Below are 14,165 nucleotides of genomic sequence, written 5' to 3' on the forward strand. Positions count from 1 at the left end.
TTCACTTCCGTCAAGCCATCAGAACCAATCTCGGAACTTCGCTGAAAATCTCTCTAAAAAACACCTTCGGTGTTGTAAGGTTAAGCCTCACGGATCATTAGTACTGGTTAGCTCAATGCATCGCTGCACTTACACACCCAGCCTATCAACGTCTTAGTCTTAAACGTTCCTTCAGGGGCCTTGAAGGCCCAGGGAAGACTCATCTTGAGGCAAGTTTCGCGCTTAGATGCTTTCAGCGCTTATCTTTTCCGCACTTAGCTACCGGGCAATGCCATTGGCATGACAACCCGAACACCAGTGGTGCGTTCACTCCGGTCCTCTCGTACTAGGAGCAACCCCTCTCAATCTTCCAACGCCCACGGCAGATAGGGACCGAACTGTCTCACGACGTTCTAAACCCAGCTCGCGTACCACTTTAAATGGCGAACAGCCATACCCTTGGGACCTACTTCAGCCCCAGGATGTGATGAGCCGACATCGAGGTGCCAAACACCGCCGTCGATATGAACTCTTGGGCGGTATCAGCCTGTTATCCCCGGAGTACCTTTTATCCGTTGAGCGATGGCCCTTCCATTCAGAACCACCGGATCACTAAGACCTACTTTCGTACCTGCTCGAGCCGTCACTCTCGCAGTCAAGCTAGCTTATGCCTTTGCACTAACCTCACGATGTCCGACCGTGATTAGCTAACCTTCGTGCTCCTCCGTTACTCTTTGGGAGGAGACCGCCCCAGTCAAACTACCCACCAGACACTGTCCTCACCCCGGATCACGGGGCCGAGTTAGAACATCAAACATTAAAGGGTGGTATTTCAAGGATGGCTCCACGCAGACTGGCGTCCACGCTTCAAAGCCTCCCACCTATCCTACACATCAAGGCTCAATGTTCAGTGTCAAGCTATAGTAAAGGTTCACGGGGTCTTTCCGTCTTGCCGCGGGTACACTGCATCTTCACAGCGAGTTCAATTTCACTGAGTCTCGGGTGGAGACAGCCTGGCCATCATTACGCCATTCGTGCAGGTCGGAACTTACCCGACAAGGAATTTCGCTACCTTAGGACCGTTATAGTTACGGCCGCCGTTTACTGGGGCTTCGATCAAGAGCTTCGCCTTGCGGCTGACCCCATCAATTAACCTTCCAGCACCGGGCAGGCGTCACACCGTATACGTCCACTTTCGTGTTTGCACAGTGCTGTGTTTTTATTAAACAGTTGCAGCCAGCTGGTATCTTCGACTGGCTTCAGCTCCATCCGCGAGGGACTTCACCTACATGCCAGCGTGCCTTCTCCCGAAGTTACGGCACCATTTTGCCTAGTTCCTTCACCCGAGTTCTCTCAAGCGCCTTGGTATTCTCTACCTGACCACCTGTGTCGGTTTGGGGTACGATTTAATGTTACCTGGAGCTTAGAGGATTTTCCTGGAAGCAGGGCATCAACTACTTCTGCACCGTAGTGCATCGTCATCACGCCTCAGGGTTGATATGCAACCGGATTTACCAGGTCACACCCCCTACACGCTTAAACCGGGACAACCGTCGCCCGGCTAGCCTAGCCTTCTCCGTCCCCCCTTCGCAGTAACACCAAGTACAGGAATATTAACCTGTTTCCCATCGACTACGCTTTTCAGCCTCGCCTTAGGGGTCGACTCACCCTGCCCCGATTAACGTTGGACAGGAACCCTTGGTCTTCCGGCGAGCGGGCTTTTCACCCGCTTTATCGTTACTTATGTCAGCATTCGCACTTCTGATACCTCCAGCAACCCTCACAGGCCACCTTCAACGGCTTACAGAACGCTCCCCTACCCAACAACGCTAAGCGTCGCTGCCGCAGCTTCGGTGCATGGTTTAGCCCCGTTACATCTTCCGCGCAGGCCGACTCGACCAGTGAGCTATTACGCTTTCTTTAAATGATGGCTGCTTCTAAGCCAACATCCTGGCTGTCTATGCCTTCCCACATCGTTTCCCACTTAACCATGACTTTGGGACCTTAGCTGGCGGTCTGGGTTGTTTCCCTCTTCACGACGGACGTTAGCACCCGCCGTGTGTCTCCCGTGATAACATTCTTCGGTATTCGGAGTTTGCATCGGTTTGGTAAGCCGGGATGGCCCCCTAGCCGAAACAGTGCTCTACCCCCGAAGATGAGTTCACGAGGCGCTACCTAAATAGCTTTCGGGGAGAACCAGCTATCTCCCGGTTTGATTGGCCTTTCACCCCCAGCCACAAGTCATCCGCTAATTTTTCAACATTAGTCGGTTCGGTCCTCCAGTTAGTGTTACCCAACCTTCAACCTGCCCATGGCTAGATCACCGGGTTTCGGGTCTATACCTTGCAACTAATCGCCCAGTTAAGACTCGGTTTCCCTACGGCTCCCCTATACGGTTAACCTTGCTACAAAATATAAGTCGCTGACCCATTATACAAAAGGTACGCAGTCACACCACGAAGGTGCTCCCACTGCTTGTACGTACACGGTTTCAGGTTCTATTTCACTCCCCTCGCCGGGGTTCTTTTCGCCTTTCCCTCACGGTACTGGTTCACTATCGGTCAGTCAGGAGTATTTAGCCTTGGAGGATGGTCCCCCCATATTCAGACAGGATGTCACGTGTCCCGCCCTACTCATCGAACTCACGACCTGTGCATTTTAGTGTACGGGGCTATCACCCTTTGCTGCGCGACTTTCCAGACGCTTCCACTAACACACAAGCCGATTCAGGTTCTGGGCTCCTCCCCGTTCGCTCGCCGCTACTGGGGGAATCTCGGTTGATTTCTTTTCCTCGGGGTACTTAGATGTTTCAGTTCCCCCGGTTCGCCTCATGCCACTATGTATTCATGACATGATAATGTGTCGAAACACACTGGGTTTCCCCATTCGGGTATCGCCGGTTATAACGGTTCATATCACCTTACCGACGCTTTTCGCAGATTAGCACGCCCTTCATCGCCTCTGACTGCCTAGGCATCCACCGTGTACGCTTAGTCACTTAACCTCACAACCCGAAGATGTTTCCATCGTTCGCGCTGCAAACATTTGAGAGACTCTATGACAGGTTACTCTTCATCCCAATACGTCTACGGAGGGACAAATTTCAGCCGTCATGTTTCAATTTTCAGCTTGTTCCAGATTGTTAAAGAGCAAAATACTTCGCAGCATACTGTCGCCAATATACTCTGAAGTATTAAATACCGGACTATATGGTGGAGCTAAGCGGGATCGAACCGCTGACCTCCTGCGTGCAAGGCAGGCGCTCTCCCAGCTGAGCTATAGCCCCATACAGTCACGCGCAGTACCTTTTCCACTTCCGAGAAGTGGTAGGCCTGAGTGGACTTGAACCACCGACCTCACCCTTATCAGGGGTGCGCTCTAACCACCTGAGCTACAAGCCTATAAAGGTATTTCTGCTCGTTACTTTCTATCAGACAATCTGTGTGAGCACGCCACTCGAACTAATATCTTTAGGTAAGGAGGTGATCCAACCGCAGGTTCCCCTACGGTTACCTTGTTACGACTTCACCCCAGTCATGAATCACAAAGTGGTAAGCGCCCTCCCGAAGGTTAAGCTACCTACTTCTTTTGCAACCCACTCCCATGGTGTGACGGGCGGTGTGTACAAGGCCCGGGAACGTATTCACCGTAGCATTCTGATCTACGATTACTAGCGATTCCGACTTCATGGAGTCGAGTTGCAGACTCCAATCCGGACTACGACATACTTTATGAGGTCCGCTTGCTCTCGCGAGGTCGCTTCTCTTTGTATATGCCATTGTAGCACGTGTGTAGCCCTACTCGTAAGGGCCATGATGACTTGACGTCATCCCCACCTTCCTCCAGTTTATCACTGGCAGTCTCCTTTGAGTTCCCGGCCGAACCGCTGGCAACAAAGGATAAGGGTTGCGCTCGTTGCGGGACTTAACCCAACATTTCACAACACGAGCTGACGACAGCCATGCAGCACCTGTCTCAGAGTTCCCGAAGGCACCAATCCATCTCTGGAAAGTTCTCTGGATGTCAAGAGTAGGTAAGGTTCTTCGCGTTGCATCGAATTAAACCACATGCTCCACCGCTTGTGCGGGCCCCCGTCAATTCATTTGAGTTTTAACCTTGCGGCCGTACTCCCCAGGCGGTCGATTTAACGCGTTAGCTCCGGAAGCCACGCCTCAAGGGCACAACCTCCAAATCGACATCGTTTACAGCGTGGACTACCAGGGTATCTAATCCTGTTTGCTCCCCACGCTTTCGCACCTGAGCGTCAGTCTTCGTCCAGGGGGCCGCCTTCGCCACCGGTATTCCTCCAGATCTCTACGCATTTCACCGCTACACCTGGAATTCTACCCCCCTCTACGAGACTCTAGCTTGCCAGTTTCAAATGCAGTTCCCAGGTTGAGCCCGGGGATTTCACATCTGACTTAACAAACCGCCTGCGTGCGCTTTACGCCCAGTAATTCCGATTAACGCTTGCACCCTCCGTATTACCGCGGCTGCTGGCACGGAGTTAGCCGGTGCTTCTTCTGCGAGTAACGTCAATTGATGAACGTATTAAGTTCACCACCTTCCTCCTCGCTGAAAGTGCTTTACAACCCGAAGGCCTTCTTCACACACGCGGCATGGCTGCATCAGGCTTGCGCCCATTGTGCAATATTCCCCACTGCTGCCTCCCGTAGGAGTCTGGACCGTGTCTCAGTTCCAGTGTGGCTGGTCATCCTCTCAGACCAGCTAGGGATCGTCGCCTAGGTGAGCCATTACCCCACCTACTAGCTAATCCCATCTGGGCACATCTGATGGCAAGAGGCCCGAAGGTCCCCCTCTTTGGTCTTGCGACGTTATGCGGTATTAGCTACCGTTTCCAGTAGTTATCCCCCTCCATCAGGCAGTTTCCCAGACATTACTCACCCGTCCGCCGCTCGTCACCCAGGGAGCAAGCTCCCCTGTGCTACCGCTCGACTTGCATGTGTTAAGCCTGCCGCCAGCGTTCAATCTGAGCCATGATCAAACTCTTCAATTAAAAGCTTGATTTGCTTCCACTCGAGAAGCGATGCTCAAAGATTTACTGCATGAATTTTACTTCAGTTAGTCACTCTTCAAGACTTGATATTTTTTTGCATCCGAAGATGCTGGATATCGTCTTGTGGAGTGCCCACACAGATTGTCTGATAAATTGTTAAAGAGCAGTGAGTTAGGCGCTTTCGCTTGCTAACTCGAGGTGGCGTATATTACGCTTTCCTCTTTCAGAGTCAACCCTAATTTTCAGGATTTTTTCTCTTTCTTCCCGGCCGCTGTGTGAAGTGAATCACTTGCGCCGTGTCGATGGAGGCGCATTATAGGGAGCCGGTTCAGAATGACAAGCGTTAATATGCATTTTTTATCTGACCGCTCACTATTCATTCGTAACGCCTATTAAACCCGCTTTTTGATGGCTGCCGGCAGGTCCGCCAGGCTATTTAGCACCCAATCGGCCAGCTTTTCGCCCTGCTCCGTCACCGGCTTGCCGGTACGCACCAGCACCTTGGTGCCGACGCCGGCCGCGATCGCCGCCTGCATGTCTTCCGGTTTATCGCCCACCATATAAGAAGCGGCCATATCGATGTTCAATTCCTGCTGCGCTTGCAGCAGCATGCCCGGCTGCGGTTTACGGCAGTCACAGACCTGACGATACTCCTCTACTACCGCCTCCGGATGATGCGGGCAGAAATAGATGCCGTCGAAGTCGACGTCGCGATCGGCCAGCGACCAGTCCATCCACTCGGTCAGGTACATAAACTGGTCTTCGCTGAACTTGCCGCGCGCAATGCCCGACTGGTTGGTCACCATCACCAGCGCGAACCCCATCTTTTTGAGTTCGCGACAGGCGTCAATCACGCCGTCAATAAAGTGGAAGTTGTCGATTTCATGGACATAACCATGGTCAACGTTAATCGTACCGTCACGATCGAGAAAAATTGCTGGAACGCTTTGTGTCACCGCTTTGCTCCTGAGGGGCTGAATACGCTGACAGTATCGCATGTTTTACCCCGCACTGAGAACGCCGGAGAACGTCGCTGGCCGTTGACTTAGACGTCTAGACGCCTTAACATCTGATCCATACCTTGGTTCCACGCCGAGGTTTACTTTTATCTAGCCACGGGCAACCACGCTAAAATAAGAAGAATATGATTAAACTTTCTAACATCACTAAAGTGTTCCAGCAGGGTTCGCGCACCATTACCGCGCTCTCTGACGTGACCCTTCACGTCCCTGCCGGGCAAATCTATGGCGTTATCGGATCTTCCGGCGCCGGCAAAAGCACGCTGATTCGCTGCGCCAACATGCTTGAGCGCCCTACCTCCGGCCAGGTGCTAGTCGATGGCCAGGATCTGACGTCTCTGTCGGAAAGCGAACTGACGCGCGCCCGTCGCCAAATCGGCATGATCTTCCAGCACTTCAACCTGCTCTCTTCCCGCACGGTGTTCGGCAACGTGGCGCTGCCGCTGGAACTGGACAATACGTCGCGCGCCGAGATCAAAAAGCGCGTGACCGAACTGCTGGAGCTGGTCGGCCTGGCGGACAAACACGACGCCTACCCGGCCAATCTGTCCGGCGGCCAGAAACAGCGCGTGGCGATCGCCCGTGCGCTGGCCAGCAATCCCAAAGTGCTGCTGTGCGACGAAGCCACCAGCGCGTTGGATCCGGCCACCACCCGTTCCATCCTGGAACTGCTTAAAGACATCAACCGCCGTCTGGGTCTGACCATTCTGCTCATCACCCATGAAATGGACGTGGTGAAACGCATCTGCGACCAGGTCGCGGTCATCAGCCAGGGGCAGTTGATCGAAAAAGACAGCGTCAGCGAAGTGTTCTCACACCCGAAAACCCCGCTGGCCCAGCAGTTCATTCAGTCCACGCTGCATCTGGATATTCCGGACGACTACGCCGCGCGCCTGTCGCCGGAGCGCCAGGGCGACCGTCAGCCGCTGCTGCGCCTGGAGTTCACCGGTCAGTCGGTCGATGCGCCGCTGCTGTCTGAAGCCGCTCGCCGCTTCAACGTGAACAACAACATTATCAGCGCCCAGATGGATTATGCCGGCGGCGTAAAATTCGGCGTGATGCTGGCGGAGCTGCACGGCAGCGACGAAGACGCGCTGGCGACGATTAAGTTCCTGCAAGAAAATCAGGTAAAAGTAGAGGTTCTGGGTTATGTCTGAGGCAATGATGTGGTTGATGGCGCGTGGCGTGTGGGAAACCGTCATGATGACCTTTGTCTCCGGCTTCTTCGGTTTCGTGCTCGGCCTGCCGGTAGGCGTGCTGCTGTATGTCACCCGCCCGGGGCAGATCATCGCCAACAATTCGCTGTATAAGATCCTGTCCGGGCTGGTGAACATCTTCCGTTCCATCCCGTTCATCATCCTGCTGGTTTGGATGATTCCGTTTACCCGCATGATCGTCGGCACCTCGATCGGCCTGCAGGCGGCCATCGTGCCGCTGACCGTCGGTGCCGCGCCGTTCATCGCGCGCATGGTGGAAAACGCCCTGCTGGAGATCCCGTCCGGTCTGGTGGAAGCGGCGCGCGCCATGGGCGCCACGCCGATGCAAATCATCAAGAAAGTGTTGCTGCCGGAAGCCCTGCCGGGCCTGGTCAACGCCGCGACCATCACCCTGATCACCCTGGTGGGCTACTCCGCCATGGGCGGCGCGGTCGGCGCCGGTGGTCTGGGCCAAATCGGTTACCAATACGGTTATATCGGTTATAACGCCACAGTTATGAATACCGTATTAGTATTACTGGTAGTTTTGGTTTATCTGATCCAATTCTGCGGCGATCGCATCGTCAAAGCCGTTACCCATAAATAATTTCACCGCATATTAATGCGAGTCTAATGAGGAAGGGATATGTCGTTAACATTTAAATCCATCGCGACAATTGGCGCACTGATCGGCACGCTGGCTCTGGCGGGCTGTGGCCAGGATGAAAAGAATCCGAACCACATCAAGGTCGGCGTAATCGTCGGCGCAGAGCAGCAAGTGGCTGAAGTGGCGCAGAAAGTGGCGAAAGAGAAATACGGTCTGGACGTTGAACTGGTCACCTTCAACGACTACGTGTTGCCTAACGAAGCGTTGAGCAAAGGCGATATCGACCTGAACGCTTTCCAGCACAAGCCATATCTGGATCAGCAAATCAAAGATCGCGGCTACAAGCTGGTGCCGGTCGGCAACACCTTTGTTTACCCGATCGCCGGTTACTCCAAGAAAATCAAATCGCTGGACGAACTGAAAGAGGGCTCTCAGATCGCGCTGCCGAACGATCCGACCAACCTGGGCCGTTCGCTGTTGCTGCTGCAAAAAGTCGGTCTGATCAAACTGAAAGACGGCGTTGGCCTGCTGCCGACCGTGCTGGACGTGACCGAGAACCCGAAAAACCTGAAATTGGTTGAGCTGGAAGCGCCCCAGCTGCCGCGCTCTCTGGACGATCAGCAGATCGCGCTGGCGGTGATCAATACCACCTACGCCAGCCAGATCGGCCTGACGCCAGCGAAAGACGGTCTGTTCGTGGAAGATAAAGACTCGCCTTACGTCAACCTGCTGGTTGCGCGCGAAGATAACAAAGATGCGGAAAACGTGAAGAAATTCGTGCAGGCCTATCAGTCTGACGACGTTGACGCCGCCGCCAACAAAATCTTCAACGGCGGTGCGGTGAAAGGCTGGTAAGCGCTTATTCACCCATTTTATTCCTATAATTGCAAGACGGGCCAAGGCCCGTCTTGTTATTTCCGCCATAGATTGCTTCAATAGCGCCACTTTCATTAAGGCAGAGGAATCTCAATGCGTGTTTTACCTCTCTGTTTGTTAGCGCTCGCGCTGGCCGGATGTTCATCGCAACGTATCGCGCCATCCTCAACAAACAGCACCAGCAAGCCGACCACGACCGCCCCGGCCAAGACCACGCCGGCCGCCCGCCCCGCTCCGGTAAAACTGTATAAAAGTGCAGAAGAACTCGTGGGCAAGCCGTTCCGCGATCTGGGTGAAGTGTCCGGCGAATCGTGCCAAACCACCGTGCAAGACTCCCCACCGAATCTGGCTACCGCCCGTAAACGCATGCAAATCCGTGCGTCTTACATGAAGGCCAACGCCGTGCTGCTGCACGACTGCCAGATTGTCAGCGGCGTCGCCGGTTGTTACCAGCAGGCCGTTTGCCAGGGCTCGGCGCTTAACGTCTCGTCCAAATGACCGAATTCGTTTTCGAGCAGATCGGCGTGATCCGCTCGCCGTATAAAGAGAAATTCGCCGTGCCCCGCCAACCGGGGCTGGTCGAAGACGGCGGCGGCGAACTGCTGCTGCTGCCGCCCTACAACCAGGCGGAAGCGGTGCGCGGTCTCAGCGATTTCAGCCACCTGTGGGTAATGTTCATTTTCCATCAAACCATGGAAGGCGGCTGGCGCCCGACGGTACGCCCGCCGCGTTTAGGCGGCAATGCCCGCATGGGCGTGTTCGCCACCCGTTCCACCTTCCGCCCCAACCCGCTCGGCATGTCGCTCATTGAGCTGAAAGGCGTGCGGGTGAAAAACGGTGAAGTGGCGCTGGAACTGGGCAGCCTCGACCTGGTCGACGGCACCCCGGTGGTGGACATCAAGCCTTATCTGCCGTTCGCCGAGAGCCAGCCGCAGGCCCGCGCCGGCTTTGCCCAGGCCGCACCCGCCGGCGATATGCCGGTGCGTTTCGCGCCGCAGGCCGAGCAACAGCTGCAGCAACATCAGGCGCGCTACCCGCAATTAAGGCGTTTTATCAGCCAGGTGCTGGCGCAAGACCCCCGTCCCGCCTATCGTAAAGGAGAGGACGTCGAACGGGATTACGCCGTCTGGCTGTTGGATTTCAACGTGCGCTGGCGCGTCGTGGACGGCCACACCGAAGTGTTGGCGCTCGACCCGCGTTAAAATTCCGCCGCCTCTCTTTTGGCGACCCGCTCGCGCTGGTAAACTAAACCACTTTTGTCACTTTTGGCCGCCACTCTGGCAGCCCGATGCAATTTGCAGTTCTAACGGAACCAAAACACCATGCGTACTAGCCAATATCTGCTCTCCACACTGAAGGAGACACCTGCCGACGCCGAAGTGATCAGCCACCAGCTGATGCTGCGCGCCGGGATGATCCGCAAGCTGGCCTCCGGTCTTTACACCTGGCTGCCGACCGGCCTGCGCGTTCTGAAGAAGGTTGAAAACATCGTTCGCGAAGAAATGAACAATGCTAACGCGATCGAAGTGTCCATGCCGGTGGTTCAGCCTGCCGATCTGTGGCAGGAAAGCGGCCGTTGGGAGCAATACGGCCCCGAGCTGCTGCGCTTCGTCGACCGCGGCGATCGTCCGTTCGTGCTGGGCCCGACGCATGAAGAAGTGATCACCGATCTGATCCGCAACGAGATCAGCTCGTACAAGCAGCTGCCGCTGAACTTCTTCCAGATCCAGACCAAGTTCCGTGATGAAGTGCGCCCACGTTTCGGCGTGATGCGCTCCCGTGAGTTCCTGATGAAGGATGCCTACTCCTTCCACACCTCACAGGAGTCTCTGCAGGAGACTTACGACGCGATGTACGAAGCGTACAGCAAAATCTTCAGCCGCATGGGCCTGGATTTCCGCCCGGTGCAGGCCGATACCGGCTCGATCGGCGGCAGCGCCTCGCACGAATTCCAGGTGCTGGCGCAAAGCGGTGAAGACGATATCGTGTTCTCCACCGGTTCCGACTTCGCCGCCAACATCGAGCTGGCGGAAGCGGTCGCGCCGGCAGCGCCGCGCGCGGCGGCCAGCGAAGCGCTGCGCCTGGTGGATACGCCGAACGCCAAAACCATCGCCGAGCTGGTCGAGCAATTCCAGCTGCCGGTGGAAAAAACCGTGAAGACGCTGATGGTGCGCGCCACCGAAGAGAGCGGCCACAAGCTGGTCGCCCTGCTGGTGCGCGGCGATCACGAGCTGAACGAAGTCAAGGCAGAGAAGCTGGCGCAGGTTGCCGCGCCGCTGACCTTCGCCACCGAAGAAGAAATTCGCGCCATCGTCGGCGCCGGCCCGGGTTCACTCGGCCCGGTCAACTTGCCGATGCCGGTGGTAGCCGACCGCAGCGTGGCGGCGATGAGCGACTTTGGCGCCGGCGCCAACGTTGACGGCAAACACTACTTCGGCATCAACTGGGAGCGCGATCTGCCGCTGCCGCAGGTGGCCGATATCCGTAACGTGGTGGAAGGCGACGCCAGCCCGGATGGTCAGGGCACGCTGCTGATCAAACGCGGCATCGAAGTGGGCCATATCTTCCAGCTCGGCACCAAGTACTCGGAAGCGATGAAAGCGACCGTGCAGGGTGAAGACGGCCGCAACCAGGTGCTGACCATGGGTTGCTACGGCATCGGGGTCACGCGCGTCGTGGCCGCCGCCATCGAGCAGAACCACGACGAACGCGGCATCATCTGGCCGGACGCCATCGCGCCGTTCCAGGTAGCGATCCTGCCGATGAACATGCACAAGTCGTTCCGCGTGCAGGCGCTGGCGGAAGAGCTGTACAACACCCTGCGCTCCCACGGCATCGATGTGATCCTCGATGACCGCAAAGAGCGTCCGGGCGTGATGTTCGCGGATATGGAGCTGATCGGCGTGCCGCACTCTATCGTCATCGGTGACCGCAACCTCGACAACGAAGAGATCGAGTACAAGAACCGCCGCGTCGGCGAGAAGCAAATGATCAAAACCGGCGAAATCGTTGATTTCCTGCTGGGCCAGATCAAACGCTGAGCAACGAACGCCAGAAAATAAAAAAACCCGCCTAGGCGGGTTTTTTTATGTCCGAAAACGCTTACTTGCTGCTGCAGTTCTTGCTGCGGTCGAACGCGATTTTGCCGTCCGGCACCACCGCCTTCTCTATCTGCCCTTCTTCCATCGATGGCTGCACGCTGAAGTGCGCATTGAAGGTCAGGAACACCGGCTCGCCGGCATTTTTGTTGGCTTTGGCGTAGCCTTGCTCCAGCGCGATGTTGTTATCCACCGGGAACGTGATGCCGGTAGCGCAGTCCTTAAAGACTGCCGCATCCGCCATATAGGTGTAACTGCCTTTCATCACCATCGGGGTTTTAGGCAACGGTTTTTCAATCGGCTCCAGGCGATAGTTCAGCTTGGAGGCGATCGGCGCGCCGCTGCGATCCAGCATCTCCAGGCTTTTGCCCACCGGACGGAAGTAACGTTTTTCACCGGTGCTGTCGGTCAGCACCAGCTTATCCGCAGTGCGCGCCCATTTGCCGTAGTCGGCAAAGGTCTGATCGCCGTCTTTGGTGCCGCGATAGGTTTCCTGCAGCACAAAGGTGCCGTCCTCATCCAGGAACAGCGCCGTATCCAGCCCGCCGCAATCGGCGCAAGGCAACAATCCTTGATAACTCTGCGGCATCGCCTGCAGCGGTTGTTCCTTCGGCTGATAATGATTGTTGCATCCCAACAACGAGAGTGCGCCTGCCGCCAAGAACAGGGCTACCGTAATTTTCTTCACAGTTATTCTCCTACTGTGTTCATGTATTCCTAAGAGCGAACCTTGCCGCGCAGCGCCTTGGTGGCGCCTTTACGCGCCTTGCCTTCCAAACGGCGCAATTTCGCCCCTTTCGTCGGCTTGGTCGCCTTGCGCGTTTTTTCCACCACCATCGCCTGCCGAATCAGCGCGGCCAGCCTGGCCAACGCCGCTTCGCGATTCAATTCCTGACTGCGATACTCTTGCGCCTTGATAATCACCACGCCATCGGCGGTAATTAAATGGTGATTCAGCGCCAGCAGCCTTTCCTTATAATACTCTGGCAGGCTGGAGGCCCGGATGTCAAAGCGCAAATGGATCGCCGTTGAGGTTTTGTTCACGTGCTGGCCGCCCGCGCCCTGCGCGCGGATCGCCGTCAACTCAAGCTCATTATCCGGTATGGCGACGTTTCTTGACAGTTCCAGCACCGGTCACACCTGTGCCCGCTGCCACTCGGCAAACTGGATTTCCAGACTATTCTGAGCATCGGACAGCCAAATAGTTCCCTCCTGCAGCGTCGCCTGCAGCGTCATGGTGCGGCTGGCCAATGCCGTCAGGCGCGCCAGCTGCTCGTCGTCGAGGAAACGCACGCTCAGGTTCTTGTAGCCGGCCACCTTGCCCTGCATTCCCTGCCACCACACGTGCGCGGCGCGCTCGCCGTAGGCGTACAACACCACGCGCGGCGACTGGTTGCAGGCCTTCCGGATGCGTTTTTCGTCGGGCAATCCCATCTCGATCCACATTTCCAGCCCGTTGTGGTCGTTGCGCTGCCAGATCTCCGGCTCGTCGTCGGCGCTCAGCCCTTTGGTGAACACCAGCCGCTCGTCGGCATGACAGATCCAGGCCAACAGGCGCAGCATCATGCGCTGCTCGTTTTCAGACGGATGTTGCGCCAGCGTCAGCGTGGCGTCGTGGTAGAAGTGACGATCCATATCAGCAATATTGACCGCGGCTTTATAAATGGTTGCTTTCAGCGCCATGGGTGACCTCGTTATTATCCGGCGACAGTGTACTTGATCAGGGCCAAACCCCGCCAGCGCGGCCAGGCTGCGGCAGTGCGAAAGGCGTGCCGGGGTGCTGATAACTCCATAACAGCTGTGCTATAGTCGTCTAGGATAGGATAAAACTCCGAGAGCCTGCGCCTCATCGCGATAGTAGTCTTGATGATGCAGAGGTTCTTAAGGGAGGAAACTGTGCAACAATACTGTGAGTTAGTACGCCGTACTTACGCCGAGATTGGCAGTGGAGATCTTGGCTACGTGCCTGATGCGCTGGCTTGTGCGTTAAAGGCATTGGACGATGTCGCAGCGAACGATGCGCTACCGTCCTCCGTTAGGGAACAGGCGGCCTTTGCCGCCGCTAACTTATTGGTGAGCGACTATGTTGATGAATGATGAGTACCAACCCATCAATTGCGATGACTACGACAACCTGGAACTCGCCTGTCAGCATAAACTTATTCTGAAGCTGGAGTTACGCGACGGAGAAGTGATCGAGGCCAAGGCGATCGACCTGCTGCAAAAGAAACGCGTTGAGTATCTGACCATCGAACAGAACGGCCAGCAGCGCGACCTGCGCCTGGACCACATCAGCAGTTTCAGTCATCCGGAAATCGGTACCGTGGTCGTCAGCCTGTCGGACTGAGCAGCGGTAACCCCATCCCAACAGGG

Annotated in this window: 12 protein-coding genes, 2 tRNA genes and 2 rRNA genes; 8 read left to right on the plus strand and 8 right to left on the minus strand. The window is 56.0% G+C overall.

Annotated features, from left to right (window positions below):
* Positions 1-76 precede the first annotated feature (76 nt).
* The 5 genes from J0F90_RS19170 to gmhB all read right to left on the minus strand — a co-directional run bounded on the left by J0F90_RS19170 (position 77) and on the right by gmhB (position 5,952).
* Positions 77-2,983 (minus strand): 23S ribosomal RNA (locus tag J0F90_RS19170).
* Between the two features lie 206 nt (positions 2,984-3,189).
* Positions 3,190-3,265 (minus strand) — tRNA-Ala (locus J0F90_RS19175).
* 38 nt (positions 3,266-3,303) lie between these two features.
* Positions 3,304-3,380: transfer RNA gene (locus tag J0F90_RS19180), tRNA-Ile, on the minus strand.
* Between the two features lie 74 nt (positions 3,381-3,454).
* Positions 3,455-4,996, minus strand: a 16S ribosomal RNA gene (locus J0F90_RS19185).
* The 16S and 23S rRNA genes sit together here with 2 tRNA genes alongside, the layout of an rRNA operon.
* A 392-nt stretch (positions 4,997-5,388) precedes the next feature.
* Entirely contained in the window at positions 5,389-5,952 is a 564-nt protein-coding gene (gene gmhB / locus J0F90_RS19190) for a D-glycero-beta-D-manno-heptose 1,7-bisphosphate 7-phosphatase (RefSeq protein ID WP_015378880.1), read from the minus strand.
* A 188-nt stretch (positions 5,953-6,140) separates the two neighbouring features.
* Between gmhB and metN the strand changes: the two genes are divergently transcribed.
* The 6 genes from metN to proS all read left to right on the plus strand — a co-directional run bounded on the left by metN (position 6,141) and on the right by proS (position 11,735).
* Positions 6,141-7,172 carry a methionine ABC transporter ATP-binding protein MetN gene (metN, locus tag J0F90_RS19195; protein ID WP_016929862.1) on the plus strand — a complete coding sequence of 344 codons (1,032 nt, stop codon included), beginning with the start codon at positions 6,141-6,143 and terminating at the stop codon, positions 7,170-7,172.
* Positions 7,165-7,818, plus strand: a complete 654-nt coding sequence (locus J0F90_RS19200; protein WP_004932010.1) for a methionine ABC transporter permease MetI — start codon at positions 7,165-7,167, stop codon at positions 7,816-7,818. Before metN ends, J0F90_RS19200 begins: the two co-directional genes overlap by 8 nt.
* A gap of 39 nt (positions 7,819-7,857) precedes the next feature.
* Positions 7,858-8,673: a MetQ/NlpA family lipoprotein gene (locus J0F90_RS19205; RefSeq protein ID WP_033639535.1), complete on the plus strand. Its 816-nt coding sequence runs from the start codon at positions 7,858-7,860 to the stop codon at positions 8,671-8,673.
* Positions 8,674-8,787: 114 nt separating this feature from the next.
* Positions 8,788-9,192, plus strand: coding sequence for an Rcs stress response system protein RcsF (gene rcsF / locus J0F90_RS19210; protein ID WP_025304011.1), 405 nt, complete (start codon positions 8,788-8,790; stop codon positions 9,190-9,192).
* Positions 9,189-9,896: a tRNA (N6-threonylcarbamoyladenosine(37)-N6)-methyltransferase TrmO gene (gene tsaA / locus J0F90_RS19215; RefSeq protein WP_016929866.1), complete on the plus strand. Its 708-nt coding sequence runs from the start codon at positions 9,189-9,191 to the stop codon at positions 9,894-9,896. The genes rcsF and tsaA overlap by 4 nt, the downstream gene beginning before the upstream one ends.
* Before the next feature lie 120 nt (positions 9,897-10,016).
* Positions 10,017-11,735: a proline--tRNA ligase gene (gene proS / locus J0F90_RS19220; RefSeq protein WP_033639534.1), complete on the plus strand. Its 1,719-nt coding sequence runs from the start codon at positions 10,017-10,019 to the stop codon at positions 11,733-11,735.
* Between the two features lie 61 nt (positions 11,736-11,796).
* On the opposite strand, the gene nlpE is transcribed toward proS, so the two are convergent.
* Genes nlpE through J0F90_RS19235 form a run of 3 tightly spaced genes read right to left on the minus strand, consistent with a single transcriptional unit; the run spans position 11,797 to position 13,475 of the window.
* A complete protein-coding gene (gene nlpE, locus J0F90_RS19225; RefSeq protein WP_016929868.1) occupies positions 11,797-12,480 on the minus strand; it encodes an envelope stress response activation lipoprotein NlpE in 684 nt (227 codons plus the stop codon).
* A gap of 29 nt (positions 12,481-12,509) precedes the next feature.
* Positions 12,510-12,923 (minus strand): alternative ribosome rescue aminoacyl-tRNA hydrolase ArfB, encoded by a 414-nt coding sequence (gene arfB / locus J0F90_RS19230; RefSeq protein WP_033639533.1) that lies wholly within the window; start codon positions 12,921-12,923, stop codon positions 12,510-12,512.
* A 3-nt stretch (positions 12,924-12,926) separates the two neighbouring features.
* Positions 12,927-13,475: a YaeQ family protein gene (locus tag J0F90_RS19235; protein WP_004931995.1), complete on the minus strand. Its 549-nt coding sequence runs from the start codon at positions 13,473-13,475 to the stop codon at positions 12,927-12,929.
* Positions 13,476-13,688: 213 nt separating this feature from the next.
* On the opposite strand from J0F90_RS19235, the gene J0F90_RS19240 reads away from it, so the two are divergent.
* Positions 13,689-13,889: a YaeP family protein gene (locus J0F90_RS19240; RefSeq protein ID WP_004931993.1), complete on the plus strand. Its 201-nt coding sequence runs from the start codon at positions 13,689-13,691 to the stop codon at positions 13,887-13,889.
* Positions 13,876-14,139 carry a Rho-binding antiterminator gene (gene rof / locus J0F90_RS19245; protein ID WP_004931991.1) on the plus strand — a complete coding sequence of 88 codons (264 nt, stop codon included), beginning with the start codon at positions 13,876-13,878 and terminating at the stop codon, positions 14,137-14,139. Before J0F90_RS19240 ends, rof begins: the two co-directional genes overlap by 14 nt.
* Positions 14,140-14,165 lie beyond the last annotated feature (26 nt).

This window comes from Serratia marcescens subsp. marcescens ATCC 13880, from assembly GCF_017299535.1.
Taxonomy (GTDB): Bacteria; Pseudomonadota; Gammaproteobacteria; order Enterobacterales; family Enterobacteriaceae; genus Serratia; species Serratia marcescens.